12 protein-coding genes are annotated in these 19,779 nt (G+C 65.5%); 5 read left to right on the top strand and 7 right to left on the bottom strand.

Going from position 1 to position 19,779, the window contains the following annotated elements:
- Positions 1-296: 296 nt before the first annotated feature.
- From fusA to rpsL, 3 genes are all read right to left on the bottom strand, one after another.
- On the bottom strand, positions 297-2,426 hold the full coding sequence (fusA, locus tag B843_RS02180) for an elongation factor G (RefSeq protein WP_025251884.1): 2,130 nt from the start codon (positions 2,424-2,426) through the stop codon (positions 297-299).
- A 288-nt stretch (positions 2,427-2,714) separates the two neighbouring features.
- Positions 2,715-3,182 (bottom strand): 30S ribosomal protein S7, encoded by a 468-nt coding sequence (gene rpsG / locus B843_RS02175; protein WP_025251883.1) that lies wholly within the window; start codon positions 3,180-3,182, stop codon positions 2,715-2,717.
- A 3-nt stretch (positions 3,183-3,185) separates the two neighbouring features.
- On the bottom strand, positions 3,186-3,557 hold the full coding sequence (rpsL, locus tag B843_RS02170; RefSeq protein WP_025251882.1) for a 30S ribosomal protein S12: 372 nt from the start codon (positions 3,555-3,557) through the stop codon (positions 3,186-3,188).
- 291 nt (positions 3,558-3,848) lie between these two features.
- On the opposite strand from rpsL, the gene B843_RS02165 reads away from it, so the two are divergent.
- Positions 3,849-4,439 carry a DUF1707 SHOCT-like domain-containing protein gene (locus B843_RS02165; protein WP_025251881.1) on the top strand — a complete coding sequence of 197 codons (591 nt, stop codon included), beginning with the start codon at positions 3,849-3,851 and terminating at the stop codon, positions 4,437-4,439.
- Here the strand turns inward: B843_RS02165 and B843_RS02160 are convergent.
- Together B843_RS02160 and B843_RS02155 are read right to left on the bottom strand one after the other, a co-directional pair.
- Entirely contained in the window at positions 4,436-5,659 is a 1,224-nt protein-coding gene (locus B843_RS02160; RefSeq protein ID WP_025251880.1) for a DUF4032 domain-containing protein, read from the bottom strand. The genes B843_RS02165 and B843_RS02160 overlap by 4 nt on opposite strands.
- Positions 5,660-5,670: 11 nt before the next feature.
- Positions 5,671-6,804, bottom strand: coding sequence for an ABC transporter ATP-binding protein (locus B843_RS02155; RefSeq protein ID WP_025251879.1), 1,134 nt, complete (start codon positions 6,802-6,804; stop codon positions 5,671-5,673).
- A gap of 636 nt (positions 6,805-7,440) precedes the next feature.
- Here B843_RS02155 and B843_RS02150 point away from each other — a divergent pair.
- From B843_RS02150 to B843_RS02135, 4 genes are all read left to right on the top strand, one after another.
- Positions 7,441-9,234: a ribonucleoside triphosphate reductase gene (locus B843_RS02150; protein WP_025251878.1), complete on the top strand. Its 1,794-nt coding sequence runs from the start codon at positions 7,441-7,443 to the stop codon at positions 9,232-9,234.
- A 100-nt stretch (positions 9,235-9,334) separates the two neighbouring features.
- A complete protein-coding gene (locus B843_RS02145) occupies positions 9,335-9,931 on the top strand; it encodes an anaerobic ribonucleoside-triphosphate reductase activating protein (RefSeq protein ID WP_051483535.1) in 597 nt (198 codons plus the stop codon).
- Between the two features lie 178 nt (positions 9,932-10,109).
- Positions 10,110-12,356, top strand: a complete 2,247-nt coding sequence (locus B843_RS02140; protein WP_025251876.1) for a glycosyltransferase family 39 protein — start codon at positions 10,110-10,112, stop codon at positions 12,354-12,356.
- A 183-nt stretch (positions 12,357-12,539) separates the two neighbouring features.
- On the top strand, positions 12,540-14,666 hold the full coding sequence (locus B843_RS02135; RefSeq protein WP_025251875.1) for a glycosyltransferase family 39 protein: 2,127 nt from the start codon (positions 12,540-12,542) through the stop codon (positions 14,664-14,666).
- Positions 14,667-14,735: 69 nt separating this feature from the next.
- On the opposite strand, the gene B843_RS02130 is transcribed toward B843_RS02135, so the two are convergent.
- The gene (locus B843_RS02130; RefSeq protein WP_025251874.1) at positions 14,736-15,614 is read right to left on the bottom strand and encodes a VOC family protein; all 879 of its coding nucleotides are present in this window, start codon (positions 15,612-15,614) and stop codon (positions 14,736-14,738) included.
- 121 nt (positions 15,615-15,735) lie between these two features.
- Entirely contained in the window at positions 15,736-19,743 is a 4,008-nt protein-coding gene (locus B843_RS02125) for a DNA-directed RNA polymerase subunit beta' (RefSeq protein WP_025251873.1), read from the bottom strand.
- Between the last annotated feature and the right edge of the window lie 36 nt (positions 19,744-19,779).

Raw genomic sequence — 19,779 nt, 5'->3', positions numbered from 1 at the left:
TCCTGGACTTCGTGGTGGCTACGAGTTTCGCAGCCACAGATTTACTTCACTGCCCTGCTTGCCGCTAATTCGGCGGCGAACAAAACAGCACTTACAGATGTGCCAGTTACGTAATCCTAGAGCCACGCGCGTTCTATTTCAAACCGTTTGCGGATCTTTTTAGGATCACTGGAGGTAACGGCCGACTCATTACCCTCTCTCCAGAGGATAATCAGCAGGCCATTACCTCTTTTCCCCCTGCCCACCCGCGGCACTAGCGGGTGGGTTTTCGCGGGGAAACGTGAGGCGGTGGAACCTTACTTGGTGCCGTTGCGCTCAGCGATGATCTCGGCTGCGACGTTGGTCGGAACCTCGGCGTAGGAGTCAAAGATCATGGAGAAGTTAGCGCGGCCAGCGGTGCTGGAGCGCAGGTCGCCGATGTAGCCGAACATCTGGGACAGCGGGACCTTAGCCTTGACGACCTTCGCGCCGGAGCGATCCTCCATTGCGTAGACCTGGCCACGGCGGGAGTTGATGTCACCGTTGACGGTGCCCATGTACTCCTCAGGGGTGACAACCTCGACGGCCATGATCGGCTCGAGCAGGACCGGCTTTGCCTTGGCAACGCCTTCCTTCAGGGCCTGGGAGCCAGCGAGCTTGAAGGCCATTTCGGAGGAGTCGACCTCGTGGTAAGCACCATCGAGCAGGGTGGCCTTGATGTTGACCAGCGGGAAGCCGGCCAGGTAGCCGTACTGCATGGCGTCCTGGATACCAGCGTCGACGGACGGGATGTACTCCTTCGGGACGCGGCCACCGGTGACGGCGTTCTCGAACTTGTAGGTTGCAGACTCGCCTTCCTCGAGGGTGTCTGCCTCCGGGTTGTAGGGCTCGAACGCGACGATGACCTTTGCGAACTGGCCGGAACCACCGGTCTGCTTCTTGTGGGTGTACTCGATGCGGTCGACGGCCTTGCGGATGGTCTCGCGGTAAGCAACCTGCGGGTTACCGATGTTTGCCTCGACCTTGAACTCGCGCTTCATGCGGTCGACGAGGACGTCGAGGTGGAGCTCGCCCATGCCGCCGATGACGGTCTGGCCGGTCTCGTCGTCGAGCTCGACGGTGAAGGTCGGGTCCTCTTCGGCGAGCTTCTGGATAGCAACGCCCAGCTTCTCCTGGTCGGCCTTGGTCTTCGGCTCGATGGAGACCTTGATCACCGGGTCCGGGAAGTCCATGGACTCGAGGATGATCTGGTTGGCCTTGTCGCAGAGGGTGTCACCGGTGGTGGTGTCCTTCAGGCCGATGAACGCGTAGATGTTACCGGCGCGCGCCTCGTCAACAGGGTTCTCCTTGTTGGCGTGCATCTGGAAGAGCTTACCGATGCGCTCGTTCTTGCCCTTGGTGGAGTTGGCCACCTGAGCGCCCGGCTCGACGATGCCGGAGTAGACGCGGACGAAGGTCAGCTTGCCGAAGAACGGGTGAGCGGCGATCTTGAACGCGAGAGCGGAGAACGGGTCATCCACGGACGGGTGGCGGACGAGGTCCTTGGACTCGTCGCCGACAGCGTGGCCGTGAACCTCGCCGATGTCCAGCGGGGAAGGCAGGTAGTCAACGACTGCGTCGAGCAGCGGCTGAACACCCTTGTTGCGGTACGCGGTACCACACAGAACCGGGTAGATCTCGGAGTTGACGGTCATCTTGCGGATGGCGCCCTTGATCTCCTCGATGCTCAGCTCCTCGCCGCCGAAGTACTTCTCCATCAGGGCATCGTCGGACTCTGCGACGGCCTCGAGCAGCTTCTCGCGGTACTCCTCAGCCTTGTCCTGCAGGTCGGCCGGGATCTCCTCGATGACCGGCTCAGCACCGGTCTCGACCTTGCCGCGCCAGGTGATGGCGTTCATGTTGATGAGGTCGACGACACCGTCGAAGTCATCCTCAGCGCCGATCGGCAGCTGCAGAACCAGCGGCTTAGCGCCGAGGCGGTCGATGATGGTCTGGACGGTGTAGTAGAAGTCAGCGCCCAGCTTGTCCATCTTGTTGACGAAGCAGATACGCGGGACGTCGTACTTAGCGGCCTGGCGCCACACCTGCTCGGACTGCGGCTCGACGCCCTCCTTGCCGTCGAAGACGGCGACGGCGCCATCGAGGACGCGCAGGGAGCGCTCGACCTCGACGGTGAAGTCGACGTGGCCGGGGGTGTCGATGATGTTGATCTGGTTACCGTTCCAGAAACAGGTCACAGCAGCGGAGGTAATGGTGATACCGCGCTCCTTCTCCTGCTCCATCCAGTCGGTGGTGGAGGCACCGTCGTGGGTCTCGCCGACCTTGCGGTTGATGCCGGTGTAGAACAGGATGCGCTCGGTGGTCGTGGTCTTACCGGCGTCAATGTGGGCCATGATGCCGATGTTGCGGACCTTGTTGAGGTCCTTAAGCACTTCTTGAGGTGCCACGTTATTCCCTAACTTTTGTAGCTTCGGTCGAAGTCAAGCGCTGGTTGCGCTTTTCGACGGCCTGGAGGTACGGATAATGTCTGTTCAATCTTGCCAAACCTGCGCTGATTTAGCAGCACATAATGTAAATGCAAGACCGCTCTCGCGTCACGGGATGTGACGAAGAATGCTGTTCATCTGGGAAGAAAAAAGGACCCAACCACGACGAAGCGAACGATTAACGGACACGCGACGAACGCGCGGCGAAAAAGGTTCGGTTCAAAGGTTGGGTCTCTTTCTTCATGGGAATTACCAGCGGTAGTGAGCGAAGGCGCGGTTGGCCTCGGCCATCTTGTGGGTGTCCTCGCGACGCTTGACGGAAGCACCAAGGCCGTTGGCTGCATCGAGAATCTCGTTGGCGAGACGCTCAACCATGGTGTTCTCGCGGCGCTGACGGGTGAAGGTGACCAGCCAACGCAGGGCCAGGGTGTTGGCACGCTCGGCGCGAACCTCGACCGGCACCTGGTAGGTAGCGCCACCGACGCGGCGGGAGCGAACCTCGAGGTCGGGCTTGATGTTGCCCAGGGCCTTCTCCAGGGTCAGAACCGGGTCAGTGCCGGTCTTCTCCTTGCAGATGTCCAGTGCGCCGTAGACGATGCGCTCGGCGGTGGACTTCTTGCCGTCCAGCAGGACCTTGTTCACGAGCTGGGTGACGACCTGGGAACCGTAGACCGGATCCTTGACGACGGGGCGCTTCGGAGCTGCATTCTTACGCATTGATTACTTCTCCTTCTTTGCGCCGTAGCGGGAACGAGCCTGCTTGCGGTCCTTGACACCCTGGGTATCCAGAGCGCCACGGATGATCTTGTAGCGAACACCCGGGAGGTCCTTCACACGACCGCCACGGACGAGCACCATGGAGTGCTCCTGGAGGTTGTGGCCCTCGCCGGGGATGTAAGCGGAAACCTCGATGCCGGAGGTCAGGCGCACACGGGCAACCTTACGCAAAGCGGAGTTCGGCTTCTTCGGGGTGGTGGTGTACACACGGGTGCACACGCCACGACGCTGCGGGGAGCCCTTCAGAGCTGCGGTCTTCACCTTTGCAGTCTTGTCGTGGCGGCCCTTGCGGACCAGCTGCTGAATAGTTGGCATGAACCGTCTTTCTAAGTTGATCGGTATTTTCACCTCGAGCGAGCGGGCCCGCCACAAGGGGAAGTCTTTTGTTATGTGCCCTACTAGGAGTGAAAAAGTGCCTAGACAAACCAAAAAAGGGGCTCTTTCCGGGGCCGCTTCCGCACTTTCCTAGATCACCATCAACCACCATCGGGTAGTGAGATGTCAGGCTCCCACATATGCACATGGGACTAGGTCGAAGACTACACCTCGGCCCGGCGATTTTCCAAATCCCGCCTTCCGTATCCCCTTTCAATAAGATCAAGGGGTATGAGCACCGAACCCGCACCCGTGGACCGCGTGCGCGCATCCACCGCAGAGAAGAACGCCGCCGAGAAGATCCTGGGCGAGAGCCTCGCCGAGGGCATGCTCGATGTCCGCGAGTACGACGAGCGAGTCGCCGAGGTATGGAAGGCCACCTACCGCGATGAGGTGGGGCACAGCCTCCGCGAGCTGGCGGTGCCCGCCTCTAGGTGGACCGCGCCCCAGGCACAGCAGCCCAACCCCGCCCCCGCCGGCGTGGGGAGCACCACCTCGCTCGCCTTCTTCGGCGGGGTTAGCCGCAAGGGCGAGTGGGCGATCGCCTCAAACCACTCGGCGCTATCCGCCTTCGGCGGCATCGACCTCGACCTCCGCGACGCGGCCATTGGGAATTCGGTGACGATCAACGCGTACGCCATCTTCGGCGGCGTCGACATCATCGTTCCCCGCGACGCCACGGTCATCTGCGACGGCGTCGGAATCTTCGGCGGCTTCGACAACAAGGCGGCCGCCGCCAGCCCCTCGCCCAACGCCCCCACCATCCACATCCGCGGCCTGGCGCTCTTCGGCGGCGTGGACATTCGCCGCGCGCCTTTCTAATCCTCTCCGATGAGCACCGCCTCGTCACGCAAGACGGGGAGCACCTTTTCGTAGTAGGACCGCGCGGCCTCCTCGATCGGCACGAAGGACTGCCGCTTTTCGGTCATGTACCAGCGGTGATCGAGGATCTCGTGAAAGATCTGAGCAGGCTCTCGCTTGTCGACGAGTTCCTTCGGCATCGCAGCGATGGTCGGCTCATATTCCGCCAGCATCCACTGGTGCGCGGCCTGCGCCAGCCCCGCGTCGTGGGCATAGCTCGCGGCTCGAAATTCCCTGATCGCCGTCAGCAGGCGCCTGGCCTGCTGCTCCTCCACCTCAAGGCCCGTGAGGCGGAGCAGCTCCTTGTGATAGTGGCCAGCGTCGACCACGACGGGCCGGATCACCACGCTGTGGGAGCCATCGTCGGCGGTCACATTCATCTCGCCGACGTCGAAGCCCAACTCGCCCAACCGGTTGATCCGCTTGGACACCCGCCAGTACTCGTCCGCGTCCACCTCCTCCTCGGCCGTCAGCTCCTCCCACAGCTCGAGGTAGAGGGATTCAACCTGGCCGCCGAGCGCGATGACGTCGATCCCCTCGGACAGGTAGCCGCCCGCCTGGAGGTCCATGAGCTCGCCGATGATGTTCACCCGCGCCACGTCGACATCGTAGAGTCGGCGCGAATCGCTGAGCTGGTCCTGAAACTCCCCGGTTTCGGCGTCGACGAGATAGGCGGAGAAGGTGTCCGCATCACGGCGAAAGAGGGTGTTCGACAGCGAGACGTCGCCCCAGTAGAAGTTGAGCAAATGCAGTCGCACGAGGAGGATGGCCAGCGCTTTGATGAGCTTGACCGCCATGTCCTCAGGCAGGTCTCGAGAGAAGATCTCGCGGTACGGCAGCGAGAACTTCAGGTGCTCGGTGACCAGCGCCGCAGTGAGCTCGTCGCCCTCGCGGTCTTTGCGTCCGGTGATGACCGCGACCGGCACGACCGAGGGTGCGCCCACCCGCTGCAGCTCGCGCAGCATCCGGTACTCATGGTGGGCGACCCGGCGGCCGATCTCCTTGACCGCGCAGACCTTGCGGTCTTCGCCGATGCGCACAAAGCGCACGACGTGCCGGGAGATGCCCCGCGGCAGCGCCACGATGATCTCCTGCGGCCACTCGTCGAGCGGCTTCGTCCACGGCAGCGTCAGCAGCGCCGGGGCGTACGCGGACGTGCTGATGCTCATCGAGTTCGGCACGGCGACACCTCTTAGTCAGGCAGGCGGGTACTGGTGGCGACGGAGAAGTTGTGCTGGGAGCCGTCCTTGATGCGCACGTGCAGGACGGACCCGCGCTCGGGGGCGACGTTGGGCAGGGCGCGGATGACGATCTGCTCGATCGGGTTATTCTCGTCGCCGGAGCTCAGGTCGCCGCCGCCGACCAGGTGGCCGTACAGGAAGGAGTCGGAGCCGAGCTCCTCCACGAAGTCCAGCTGGACCGGGATGGCGCCCTGACTCTGCTCGCCCTCGGGCACGATCTCGAGGCCCTCGGGTCGGAAGCCGATGACGATCTTGCCGCCGTCGTCCGGGGTCACGGCCGCGCGGGCCGCCTCGCTGACCGGGATACGGGCTTGGCCGAGCGTGGCCACGCCGTCGGCACCCAGGGTGAAGGTGCCCAGGTTCATCGCGGGCGAGCCGATGAAGCCCGCGACGAAGACGTTGGCCGGGCGCTCGTAGAGCTCGCGCGGGGAGCCGACCTGCTGGAGGTAGCCGTCCTTGAGCACAGCGATGCGGTCACCCATGGTGAGCGCCTCCGTCTGGTCGTGGGTGACGTAGAGAGTGGTCACGCCAAGCTTGCGCTGCAGGGAGGCGATCTGCGTGCGGGTCTGAACGCGCAGCTTGGCGTCCAAGTTGGACAGCGGCTCGTCCATGAGGAAGACCTGCGGCTTGCGCACGATGGCGCGGCCCATGGCCACGCGCTGGCGCTGGCCGCCTGACAGAGCCTTCGGCTTGCGCTCGAGGTACTCGGTGAGGTCGAGGGTCTTGGCAGCCTCCTCGACGCGCTGGTTGATGACCTCCTTGCTCTCGCCGGCGATCTTCAGCGCGAAGCCCATGTTCTCGCGCACGGTCATGTGCGGGTAGAGGGCGTAGTTCTGGAACACCATGGCGATGTCGCGCTCCTTGGGAGCGGCGTTGGTGACGTCCTTGTCGCCGATGAGGATGCGGCCGCCGGTGACCTCCTCGAGGCCGGCGAGCATGCGCAGGGTGGTGGACTTACCGCAGCCCGAGGGACCAACGAGGACGAGGAATTCCCCGTCCGCGATCTCGAGATCGATTCCGTTGACGGTGGGGGACTTCGCTCCCGGGTAGGTCAGGGTGGCCTTGTCAAAAGTCACTGATGCCATGATGTTTCTCCTCCATCGGCAGGTACGTGCCGAACGATCCGTAGTGGAAGTGGACAGTTACAAGGCTCGATTGTACACATTTGCCAATTACCTCACAGGCGGGGGCCATTGTGTGCCCATCTTCACAATTGGGCCGTTATCACGCCGTAGCCTGCGAAGATAGATGAGGCAGCTCCGTAACCCCGCGAAAAACTCCCCCCGTTGCGCGGATCGGCACCTACCGAACCGCCCGATTCTCCCCCTCGTTTCCGAGAGCCATCCCCCCCCCACCAACGACCCGAATCACAATCGTGTAATTCCCGCCGGATGTGACGATGCGGACAGGAACTTTCACCCCACCCCAAATAGGGCCAGCCTTTTAACCACATAATCGGACCCTATATCTTGCCTCGACTTTCGCCCCACCCCAGCACCCACCCACGCTCCAGCCACTACATGTTGTATCCGTGACGAATTACATCACCCGTATCTAGCGCATCGCCGGGGTTTCACGCGGCTGCCCGCTCGGAAAAAGGGACTACCGTAAACCACAACGAGCCGAGGCAATCGGCCCACCAAGACTTCCCCACCGCCTACACCCGATGCGTTGTCGCCTTTGGCTTTTCGTCGACAAGCATCGCCTACAAGGAGCACTCTATGAGCACGATCGACGTCTCCTCCACCATCGACGAGTACATCCGCAAGGCCGACTGGCGCGTCAACGCCAACGCGAACCAGGACTACTCGCTCGGCGGCATGATCCTCAATACCTCCGGCAAGGTCGTGGCCAACTACTGGCTGGACAACGTCTTTTCTCCCGAGGCCGGCCGCGCCCACCGCGAGGGCGACATCCACATCCACGACCTCGACATGCTCTCCGGCTACTGCGCGGGCTGGTCGCTGCGCCAGCTGCTCGAGGAGGGGTTCGGGGGCGTACCCGGCGCGATCTCGTCCGCCCCGCCGCGCCACTTCTCCTCCGCTTGCGGGCAGATCGTGAACTTCCTCGGCACGCTGCAAAACGAGTGGGCGGGTGCGCAGGCGTTCTCCTCCTTCGACACCTACATGGCACCCTTCGTGCGCCTCGACGGGCTCGGCTACGAGCAGGTCAAGCAGTTCCTGCAGGAGATGGTCTACAACCTCAACGTGCCCAGCCGCTGGGGAACCCAGACGCCGTTTACCAACCTCACCTTCGACTGGACCTGCCCCGCCGACCTGCGCGACAACGTGCCGTTCATCGGCGAGGAGCCGGTCGACTTCACCTACGGCGATCTCCAAGAGGAGATGGACCTCATCAACCGCGCATTCATCGAGGTCATGAGCGAGGGCGACGCCGACGGCCGCCCGTTCACGTTCCCGATCCCCACCTACAACATCACCAAGGACTTCGACTGGGACTCCCCGAACTCCCAGGCGCTGTTCGCCATGACCGCGAAGTACGGCGTGCCCTACTTCCAGAACTTCATCAACTCCGACCTCGACCCCGGCATGATCCGCTCGATGTGCTGCCGCCTCCAGCTCGACCTGCGCGAGCTGCTCAAGCGCGGCAACGGGCTGTTCGGCTCCGCGGAGCTGACCGGCTCCATCGGGGTGGTCACGCTCAACTGCGCGCGCCTCGGCTACCTCTACGCGGGCGACGAGGAGGGGCTGCTCAAAAGGGTCGACGAGCTGGTCGCCGTAGGCGTCGACACGCTCGAGCGACGCCGCGCCTTTGTCGCCGAGCTGATGGACAAGGGGCTGTTCCCCTACAGCAAGCGCTGGCTGCCGAGCCTGGACAACCACTTTTCCACCATCGGCGTCAACGGCTGCAACGAGATGATCCGCAACTTCACCCACGACGCCTACGACCTCACCGACCCGCAGGGCCACGCCCAGGTCGCGCGCCTGCTCGACCACCTCAACGGGCTGCTCGTCGCCGCCCAGGAGGAGACCGGCCACCTCTATAACCTGGAGGCAACCCCCGCGGAGGGCGCCACCTACCGGCTCGCCCGCGAGGACATCAAGCGCCACCCCGGCATCCTCCACGCGGGCACGGAGCAGGAGCCGTACTACACCAACTCCTCGCAGCTGCCCGTCAGCCACACCCCGGATCCGTTCGCCGCGCTCATCGCGCAGGAGGACCTGCAGAGCAAGTACACCGGCGGCACCGTGCTGCACCTCTACATGGGCGCGGCGATGAGCGACGGCAAGGCCTGCGCGGAGCTCGTGCGCCGGTCGCTGTCGACCTTCCGCCTGCCGTACATCACGATCACCCCGACGTTTAGCATCTGCCCGGAGCACGGCTACATCTCAGGCGAGCACCCGCACTGCCCCACCTGCAACAGCGAGACCGAGATGTGGACCCGCGTCATGGGCTACTTCCGCCCGGTCTCCAGCTTCAACACGGGCAAGAAGGGAGAATTCCATGAGCGCGTCTACTTCGACGAGCACGCCGTGGAGCCCGCGCTCCAATAAGGCGCGTTTCGACGCCAAGGCGCCCCAAGCCCCGGCCACCGTCACCCCCATCACGGCACACGACCCGGCCAGCGCGGACGAGCTGCCGATCGCTGGCATCATGCCGTTTTCCGCCACCGACTGGCCGGGCAAGCTCACGGTCACGGTGTTTACCCAGGGCTGCCCGCTGGCCTGCGTCTACTGCCACAACGCCCAGCTGCAGGAGTTCCGGGCTGGTAGCGAGAAGTTCAGCGAGGCGCTCGCGCTCCTCCGGGAGCGCAAGGGGCTCTACGACGGGCTGGTCATCTCCGGCGGCGAGCCCACCGCGAGCCCGCACCTGCCCGCGGCGATCGCGGCCGCCCACGCAGAAGGGCTCGCCGTGGGCCTGCACACCTGCGGCTACCAGCCCCGACGGATCACGGCCCTGCTCCGGTCGCCTGAGACCACCCCGGACTGGGTCGGCTTCGACGCAAAGGCCCTGCCCGAGCACTTCCCCGCCGTCACCGGCGGCACCCTGCGCATGGCTGGCGGCAACTGGGAGTCGCTGCGGCTGCTTTCCGAGGCGGGCGTGGACATGCAGGTGCGCACCACCCTGTGGCCCGGCTCGGTCATCGAGCGCCACCTCGACGAGCTGCGCGAGCGGGTGGCGGATCTGGGGCACGAGCTGGTCGTGCAGTATGCCCGCGGGGTTGACCGGGAGGGACGCTACGCCAGCTAGGCGCGGGCGGACCCGACCCATCGGCTCGCCCGCGCGCCGCAACAATCGACAATGGTTTCCCCTACCTAACAATTCTTTGAGTCCGCTGTGAACTTGCTAGGAACTCCACACGAGCCTGTATGACCCCTGGGACGCAACTCCCAGGGGTTTGCCATGCGCTGCCCCTACGATCCTGAACGTGAATGAAGTAAGAGCACCGAAACTGGGCGCCGCGGCGGCGCCCCACGCGTCCGCGCCCGCGTCTGCCCCGCGCGGCGAAGCAAACAGGTGGGCGCACCCCGCGTTAGCAGCCATCATCGCCGTCGCGGGCGTCGTCTACGCCATCGGCATCCGTCTCGGCCTGGTCCACGACTACTACAGCCCCGCCGTGTACTCCATGTCCAAAAGCTGGAAGGCGTACCTGTGGGGTTCCTTCGACGGCACCTCGATCACCATCGACAAGCTCCCCGGCGAGATGTGGATCCAGGCGCTCGTCGTGCGCGCCTTCGGATTCAACGACTGGTCCGTGCTCATGCCGCAGGTCATCGAGTCGCTCATCGCCATCGCCGTGGTGTTCTTCACCGCGCGGCGCTGGGTGACCGCGTTCGAGCGGCGCACGACCGCCGGCGCCACAGCCACCGAAGCCACAGAAACCGAAGAAACCACCGGCTCCGCGCCTAAGCGCCCCACCAGCGCCGCCGCCAACCTCGCGGGCCTGCTAGCGGCGCTCGGACTTGCCACCACCCCGATCGTCGCCGCGCTCTCCCACGGCGAGATCTCCGACACCCTGCTCACCCTCATGCTGTGCCTGGCCGCCTACGCGTGGACCCGCGCCATGGACAAGGGCTCGTGGAAGTGGCTGGCGCTCACCGGCTTCTTCGTCGGCTGGGCGTTCAACGCCAAGATGGCCGAGGCCTGGGGCATCCTCCCCGCGTTTGCCCTCACCTACCTGGCGTTCGCCCCGGGCGGCTTCGGCCGCCGCGTCTGGCACACCCTCGTCGCGGGGGTGACCACCGCGGTATTCTCCCTGTGGTGGCTGGTACTGGTCACGCTCACCCCGGCCGATTCGCGCCCGTGGATCGACGGCTCCACGGACAACTCCGCGTGGTCGATGGTGTTTAAGTACAACCTCTCCGGCCGTTACGAGGGCACCAGCGACCGCGTCGGCGGCTGGTCCTACATATTCGGCGCGGACGTGGCCACGCAGGCGGGCTGGTTCTACCTCACCGCGTTGGTCGGCCTCGTCGCGCTCTTGTGGTACACCCGCAAGGCGCCGCGCACCGACCTCATGCGCGCCGCGGCCGTCATGGCGGGCATCTGGTTCGCCGTCTTCTTCATCGCCTTCTCCAAGGGCCAGGTCGCGCACAGCTACTACGTCATCGTGCTCGGCCCGCCGCTGGCCTGGCTCACCGCCGTCGGCGCGGTCGTCGCGTGGCGCCGAAATCGCGCATGGATCGCCGTCATGGCGCTCGCCGCGGTCGGCTGGGCGGTCTACCTGAGCAGCCATTACACGAGCTTCTACGCCTTCTCCATCCCCGTCATCATCGTCCTCGCGGTGGTCGGCCTCATCGCGCTTGCCGCTTCCCGACGCCTACGGTTCGCCGCCCCCATCGCGGCCGTGACCCTGGCGCTGTCCGGTCTGGTCACCCCGGCGGTGTGGGCCGCCTCGACGACCCAATCGGGTTATTCGGGCAGCGTGATCGGGCCGTCCGCCGGCCCGGCGCGCGGCATGGGCGGCCCCGGCGGGAACGGTGAGAACCGCGACGGTGGCCAGCCCAGCCAGGACGGTGGCCAGCCCGGCATGATGCCGGGTGGCGCCCCCACCGGCGAGGCACCCCAGGGCGCCCCGGCCAGCGGCCAGATGCAGATGCCCACCGACGGAGCCCAGTCCGGCTCCGCCGAGCAGACCGCCGCGGACGGGCAGATGATGGCCCCGCCAAGCGGCAACGCGCCGCAGATGGGCGAGATGCCTCAGGGCGCCCCGACCGACGGCAGCACCAATGGCACTACCACCGACGGCCAGCAGAAGATGGGCATGGGCGGCCCCGGCGGCATGCAGGGCACCGACGTCGACGGCGCCACCCTGCTCGACTACATCCGCAGCAACAACCCGGGCGGCACCTACGACGTGGTCGCCATCGGCTACCACTCCGCCTCTTCGTTCATCACCTCCGGCGGCAAGGTCATCTCCGTGGGCGGCTTCTCCGGCGGGATGAACAACCTCTCGCTGGACAAGCTCAAGGAGCTCATCAACAACGGCGAGGTCCACTACGTCTACACCTCCGGCGCGGGCCGCGGCCCCGGCGGCGGAGGCGGAATGGGCGGACTCACCACCGACACCGCCACCGATTCCTCGACGGAGATCACCAACTGGGTGCAGGCCAACTGCCAGGTGGCCAGCGACTCCGGGTCCTCCAACCTCTACGTGTGCACGGCCGCGTCCTAGCCCGCGACCGACAGCCAACCCGCTCGTTCCCCTCGGGACGGGCGGGTTTTGCTATAGACGTCGGCAAGCAACGGCAAAACCGTGAGTTTCCTGTGAGAAGGCCAGCAGCTCCACACGCAACTGTGGGGCGTTTTCAGCTTCCTTGCCAGTACGTTGCCATTTAGGTTTCTTAACCTACGAGCCATGAAGGAAAAACTAGCCACTACCCGTGCGTCGGGCGACAGGTGGGCGTATGGCGCGCTGGCGCTCATCGTCGCGGTCGCGGGCGTCGCGTATTCACTCGGAATCAAACTCGGATTAGTCCACGACTACTACAGCGCCGCCGTCTACTCGATGTCGAAGGACTGGAGCTCCTTCCTCTGGGGCTCCGTCGACGGGGGCTCCATCACGGTGGACAAGCTGCCCGGCGCGCTGTGGATCCAGGCGCTGTCGGTGCGCCTGTTCGGCTTCAACGACTGGGCGGTGCTCGGCCCGCAGATGGTCGAGTCGCTGCTGGCCGTCGTCGTCGTGTTCTTCACCGTCCGCCGCTGGCTGCGTGACGCCTACGGCGCGGGCGCGGCCAACGTCGCCGGCCTGCTCGCCGCCGCGGGCTTGGCCACCACCCCGATCGTCGCGGCGCTCGCGCACGCGGAGATCTCCGACACCCTGCTCATGCTCACGCTGAGCCTCGCGGCCTACACCTGGACGCGCGCGATGGAGAAGGGCTCGTGGAAGTGGCTGGCACTCACCGGCTTCTTCGTCGGCTGGGCCTTCCAGTCCAAGATGGCCGAGGCCTGGGGCATCCTGCCCTCGCTCGCGCTGACCTACCTCGCCTTCGCGCCGGGCGGCTTCGTCCGCCGCCTGTGGCACACGGTGGTCGCCGGCGTCTCGGCGGCCGTGTTCTCCCTGTGGTGGATCGTTCTGGTCTCCATCACCCCGGCCGATGCGCGCCCGTGGATCGACGGCTCCGCAGACAACTCCGCGTGGTCGATGGTCTTCGAGTACAACCTGTCCGGCCGCTACGAGGAGGCCGGCGCTGGCGGCGGCGAGTCGTGGTCGTACCTGTTCGGCTCGAACGTGGCCACCCAGGCGGGCTGGTTCTACCTCACCGCGGTCGTCGGCCTCATCGTCGCGCTCTGGTACACGCGCAAGTCCGCGCGCACCTCGATCGTTCGCTCCGCGGCGCTCATGACCGGCCTGTGGTTCGCGACCTTCTTCGTGGCCTTCTCCGTCGGCCGCGTCATGCACAGCTACTACGTGATCGCGTTCGCCCCGGCGGTGGTCATGCTCACCGCGCTCGGCGCGATCATCGCGTGGAAGCACAACCGCGTCTGGGTCGCCGTCATGGCGCTGGCGGGCATCGGCTGGGCGGCGTACCTGTCCAACCAGTTCTCCACCTTCTACACCGTCACCATCCCGATCATCGTCGTGCTCGGCATCGTGGGCCTGCTCGCGCTTGTCGCTTCCCGACGCCTACGGTTCGCCGCCCCCATCGCGGCGCTCATGCTGACGGTGGCCAGCCTCACCACCCCTGCCGTGTGGGCCGCGTCCACGGTCCAGAGCTCCTACTCCGGTAGCGCCCACGGGCCCGCCGCAGGCCCCGTGAGCAGCATGGGCGGCATGGGCGGCTCCGGTGGCGCGCCGAGCGGTTCCGGCGGGCCGGGTTCGGCTGACGGCTCTGGCCCTGGCTCCGGCTCCGGCTCCGGCTCCAGTGACGGGCAGATGCAGGCTCCCTCGGACGGCGGCCAGCCCCCGAGCGGCATGCAGGCTCCCTCCGACGGCAGCTCGGACGCCTCCACCTCGACCGCGTCGAGCACCTCCGGGCATTCCCACTCCGGCGGGATGACCCCGCCGTCCGGCTCTGGTTCTGGCTCTGGCTCCAGTGACGGCGCGACCCCGCCCTCCGGCGGCTCGATGGGTGGCTCACAGGGCGGCCCCGGCGGCGCCTCCAGCTTCGACGCCTCCTCGGTGCTCGACTACATCCGCAGCAACGACCCGGGCTCGACCTACGACGCCGTGGTCATCGGCTACTCGGCGGCCTCGAACTTCATCACCTCGGGCGGCAACGTCATCCTCGCCGGCGGCTACTCCGGCGACGTGAACAACCTGACGCTCGACCAGCTCAAGGAGCTCATCAACTCCGGCCAGGTCCACTACATCTACCTGGGCGGCGGCGGCCACAGCGCTGGCAGCATCGGCGGATCGGACGGCACGGACAGCTCAGACAGCTCCTCGGCGGTCGACGAGATCACCGCCTGGGTGGAGGCGAACTGCACCCAGGTCAGCGACTCCGGTACCTCGAACCTGTACGAGTGCACCTCGGCGTCCTAGACGAATAAATTAACGGCACCTACCTCGCGGTGGGTGCCGTTTTTCGTTGAGAACTCGTCTAGAACTCGACTAGAACTCGTCGATGACGATCTTGCCCATCTTCATGAGCTTCTCGTAGGCGTTCGGCCGGACCATGAGTTCGCCTAAGTTGTCGGGGACGATCTCCCACGCCACGCCGAACCGATCCTGCAGCCAGCCGCAGCGCTCCGCCTCGGGCGCGGCGCTCAAGGCCTGCCAGTAGCGGTCGATCTCGTCTTGGCCGTGGGCGTTGACCAGCATCGCCACGCCGCAGTTGAAGTCGAAGGGCTGTTTGACCGCGGAGTCCATCGCGCCGAAGGTCTGGCCCGCGAGCGTGAACGTGGAAAACACCACCGAGTCCTCCTCGATGACGCCGTTGGCAGGGGTTCCCATCTCCCCGTAGGTGACCACGCGCTCGACCGCGGAGTCCGGGAAGATGCCGGTGTAGGTCTCGATGGCTTCGGCCGCGCGGTTTTGGGAACGGCCGCAGAACATGAAGTTGGGATAGATGTAGGGTGCGGTGCCGGAGGCGTCGGTAAGCAGCTGCCAACTGACGCCGAACTTGTCCTCCACCCAGCCGTACAACGGGTTGAAGGGGTACTGCCCGAGCTCCATCATCACCGTGCCGCCCGCGACGAGCCTGTCCCACAGGGCGCGGGTGGCCTCCGGGGTGGGGCTGGTGACCATGAAGCTGATCGCCGGGTTGGGTGCGAAGGTGTCGTCGGCGTTGACCAGCGTGATCTTATAGCCCGCGATGGCGACGTCGACCGTCAGCGGCTGGCCCGCCATGGGCTTTTGGAAGTCGAGCAGGCCCTCGGTGGGATAGCGCACGATGCCGGTGATCTTCGACTTCGGGAACGCGTCGGCGTAGAACTGGCCGATCTCGAGCGCGTTGCCGTTGCACCAGATGTTGGGGACGATTGTCTGCATGGGGGTCTCCTTCGCTTAGTCGCCCCCATCATACGTGCCTCCTCCGTTCGCGGTGAGGGCACAGAAAACGCCCCCAGGCGCTGACTTGCAGCCTGAGGGCGTTTCGAGCCTAGCGTTCGACCTAGAGGTCGAAGGCCTCGTCCAGCGGGACGGAGGCGCCGGTGAACTCACCGTAGCCGTCGTCGCCGTAGATGGAGTCGCCGTAGGTCGGGATCGAGTAGGCCGCGTTGCGGGCCGCCTCGGTCGGCTTGACGGCGATGTTGCGGTAGCGGGAGATACCGGTACCGGCCGGGATCAGCTTACCGATGATCACGTTCTCCTTCAGGCCGATGAGCTTGTCGGAGCGCTTGTTGATCGCGGCGTCCGTGAGCACGCGGGTGGTCTCCTGGAAGGAGGCCGCCGACAGCCAGGACTCGGTAGCCAGCGAGGCCTTGGTGATACCCATGATCTCGCTGCGCAGCTCGGCGGGGCTGCCGCCGGCGGCAATGGCCTCGGCGTTGGCCGCCTTGGCCTCGGAGAGATCGACCAGGGTACCCGGCAGGAACTCGGTGGAACCGGACTCGATGACGGTGCCGCGACGCAGCATCTGGCGGATGATGATCTCGATGTGCTTGTCGTGGATGGCCACACCCTGTGCACGGTAGACGGCCTGGACCTCGTCGACGAGGTGCTGCTCCACACCGCGTCGGCCGAGAACCTCGAGCACGTCGTGCGGGTCAGCCGGGCCGCGCAGGAGTCGGTCGCCGACGCCCACGTGGTCGCCCTCGCGGAGGGTGCGCTCGATGAACGCGCCCGGGTTGGTCTCCATCGGCACGCGGACCGTAGCCAGGCCCTGGCGCTTGGACAGCTTCTCGTAGACCACGTTGTCCGAACCGTCGTCCGGGGTGATGGTCAGGGTGTAGAAGTTGCCCTCGTCGTCGAGGTGGACGGTGCCGGCGACGGAAGCGATCGGGGCGCGGTTCTTCGGAACGCGGGCCTCGAACAGCTCCTGGACACGCGGCAGACCACCGGTGATGTCGCCACCGACACCACCCTGGTGGAACGTACGCATGGTCAGCTGGGTACCAGGCTCACCAATGGACTGCGCGGCCACGATGCCGACGGCCTCGCCGATGTCGACGAGCTTGCCGGAGGCCATGGACTTGCCGTAGCACTTCGCGCAGACACCGGTCGGGGTCTGGCAGGTGAGCACGGAGCGGACCTTGATCTGCTCGACGCCGGCCTCGACCAGCTTGTCGATGAGCGCGTCGGTGAGGTTCTCACCGGCGGCGACCAGAACCTCGTCGCCCGACTTGACGTCGGTGGCGGCGACGCGGCCGGAGACGGTGGTCTCGATGAGCTCGTGCGCGCGGTAGCCGGTGACGTTGCCCTCGGCGTCCTTGACCGGCACGGCGACCGGAACGCGGATGCCCAGGCGGGTGCCACAGTCCTCCTCGCGGACGATGACGTCCTGCGCGACGTCGACCAGACGACGGGTGAGGTAGCCCGAGTCGGCGGTACGCAGAGCGGTATCGGCCAGGCCCTTACGGGAGCCGTGCGAGTTGTTGAAGTACTCGAGCACCGACAGGCCCTCGCGGAAGGAGGTCTTGATCGGGCGGGTGATGTAGTCACCCTTCGAGTTCACGACCATGCCCTTCATGCCGGCCAGGGTCCAGATCTGACGCATATTACCGGCGGCGCCGGACTTCACGATCATCGGGATCGGGTTGTCATCCGGGTACAGGGCCTCGACGGCCTTACCCACGGTGTCGGTGGCGTCCTTCCACAGCTCGACCAGGCGGTCGTAGCGCTCGCGCTCGGTGAGAGCACCCTGCTCCCAGAACTTGCGCTCGATCTTGCGCGCCTCGGACTCGTAGCGCTCGAGGATCTCTTCCTTGTTCGGAAGCACGAGCACGTCGGACATGGTGATGGTCACGCCGGAACGGGTTGCCCAGTAGAAGCCGGCGTCCTTCATCTTGTCCATGGTCTGAGCCACGGTGATCATCGGGTACTTCGCCGCGAGGTCGTTGATGACGTCGCCGAGCATGATCTTGTCGGAGCCGCCGCCCTTACGGACCATGACGCCCTCGAGGTACGGGTAGTTCCACGGCAGCAGCTCGTTGAACATCACGCGACCCAGAGAGGTAGTAGCAAGCCAGGTCTGGCCCTGCTCCCAGCCGTCCGGGAAGTACTCCGCCTCGATGTCTGCCGGCGGACGCAGGTGCGAGATGCGCACCTTGATCTGCGCCTGCAGGCCGAGCACGCCCCGGTCGTAGGCCATGATGGCCTCCGCGTAGGAGGAGTACACGCCCTTGGCCGGGCCGTTCTCGGTGGCCGGCTCGTAGGCGCCCTGGCCGCCGAACTCGTCGGCGCGCTTGTCCATGGTCAGGTAGTACAGGCCCGTGACCATGTCCAGACGCGGCATGGCCAGCGGCTTGCCGGAGGCCGGGGACAGGATGTTGTTCGAGGCGAGCATGAGAATGCGGGCCTCGGCCTGCGCCTCGGCGCTCAGCGGCAGGTGGACTGCCATCTGGTCACCGTCGAAGTCGGCGTTGAAGGCCTCGCACGCCAGCGGGTGCAGCTGGATTGCCTTGCCCTCGATGAGCTTCGGCTCGAAGGCCTGGATGCCCAGGCGGTGCAGGGTCGGTGCGCGGTTGAGCATCACCGGGTGCTCGGCGATGGCCTCTTCGAGCACGTCCCACACCTCGGGGCGCTGGCGCTCGACCATGCGCTTGGCGGACTTGATGTTCTGCGCGTAGTCGTTCTCGACCAGGCGCTTCATGACGAACGGCTTGAACAGCTCGAGCGCCATGAGCTTCGGCAGACCACACTCGTGCAGCTTGAGCTGCGGGCCGACGATAATAACCGAACGACCGGAGTAGTCGACGCGCTTACCCAGCAGGTTCTGGCGGAAACGACCCTGCTTGCCCTTGAGCAGGTCGCTCAGGGACTTCAGCGGGCGGTTACCAGGACCGGTGACCGGGCGGCCGCGGCGGCCGTTGTCGAACAGGGCGTCCACGGACTCCTGCAGCATGCGCTTCTCGTTGTTCACGATGATCTCGGGCGCGCCGAGGTCGATCATGCGCTTCAAGCGGTTGTTGCGGTTGATCACGCGACGGTAGAGGTCGTTCAGGTCACTGGTGGCGAAGCGGCCACCGTCGAGCTGAACCATCGGGCGCAGCTCCGGCGGGATGACCGGGATGCAGTCGAGCACCATGCCAGCCGGATCGTTGCCGGAGCGCTGGAAGGCCGCGACGACCTTCAGGCGCTTGAGGGCACGCATCTTCTTCTGGCCCTTGCCCTCGTTGATGATCTGGCGCAGCTCCTCGGCCTCGGCGTCGAGGTCGAAGTTGCGGATGAGGGTCTGGATGGCCTCTGCGCCCATGCCGCCGGTGAAGTAATCCTCGTAGCGGTCGACGAGCTCCTCGTAGATGGTCTCGTCGATGATCATCTGCTTCGGGGCGAGCTTGATGAAGGTCTGCCAGATCTCCTCTAGGCGCGCGACCTCGCGCTCGGCGCGCTCGCGGATGTGCTGCATCTCCTTGTCGGCAGCGTTCTGAACCTTGCGGCGTGCGTCGGCCTTGGCGCCGGCAGCCTCGAGCTCAGCCAGGTCCTCCTCCAGCTTCTGAGCGCGCTCGGCGATCTCAGACTCTGCGTCGGCCTCCACGTCCTTCTTCTCCAGAAGCATCTCTGCCTCCAGGGTGGACTGGTCGTTGTGGCGGGCCTCCTCATCAACGCTGGTGATGATGTTGGCGGCGAAGTAGATGATGCGCTCCAGGTCCTTCGGAGCCAGGTCCAGAAGGTAGCCCAGGCGGGAAGGAACGCCCTTGAAGTACCAGATGTGGGTGACCGGCGCGGCCAGCTCAATGTGGCCCATGCGCTCGCGGCGCACCTTGGACTTGGTCACCTCAACGCCACAGCGCTCACAGATGATGCCCTTGTAGCGCACGCGCTTGTACTTACCACACTGGCACTCCCAGTCGCGGGTGGGACCGAAGATGCGCTCGCAGAACAGGCCGTCCTTCTCAGGCTTGAGCGTGCGGTAGTTAATGGTCTCCGGCTTCTTGACCTCGCCCTTGGACCAACGGCGGATGTCGTCGGCGGTGGCCAGGCCGATGCGGAGCTCATCGAAGAAGTTGACGTCGAGCACGTAACTCCCTTTCCCCTCGGATTCTTCCGAGAAGTC

This window comes from Corynebacterium vitaeruminis DSM 20294 (assembly GCF_000550805.1).
GTDB classification, from domain to species: domain Bacteria; phylum Actinomycetota; class Actinomycetes; order Mycobacteriales; family Mycobacteriaceae; genus Corynebacterium; species Corynebacterium vitaeruminis.
This window is presented reverse-complemented; position numbering and strand designations above follow the sequence as displayed.

Excerpts from the sequence above, each read along its gene's own strand:
- rpsG (WP_025251883.1), bottom strand. The coding sequence starts at position 3,182 with ATGCGTAAGAATGCAGCTCCGAAGCGCCCCGTCGTCAAGGATCCGGTC.
- rpsL (WP_025251882.1), bottom strand. The coding sequence starts at position 3,557 with ATGCCAACTATTCAGCAGCTGGTCCGCAAGGGCCGCCACGACAAGACT.
- B843_RS02165 (WP_025251881.1), top strand. The coding sequence starts at position 3,849 with ATGAGCACCGAACCCGCACCCGTGGACCGCGTGCGCGCATCCACCGCA.
- B843_RS02155 (WP_025251879.1), bottom strand. The coding sequence starts at position 6,804 with ATGGCATCAGTGACTTTTGACAAGGCCACCCTGACCTACCCGGGAGCG.
- B843_RS02150 (WP_025251878.1), top strand. The coding sequence starts at position 7,441 with ATGAGCACGATCGACGTCTCCTCCACCATCGACGAGTACATCCGCAAG.
- B843_RS02145 (WP_051483535.1), top strand. The coding sequence starts at position 9,335 with ATGCCGTTTTCCGCCACCGACTGGCCGGGCAAGCTCACGGTCACGGTG.
- B843_RS02135 (WP_025251875.1), top strand. The coding sequence starts at position 12,540 with ATGAAGGAAAAACTAGCCACTACCCGTGCGTCGGGCGACAGGTGGGCG.
- B843_RS02130 (WP_025251874.1), bottom strand. The coding sequence starts at position 15,614 with ATGCAGACAATCGTCCCCAACATCTGGTGCAACGGCAACGCGCTCGAG.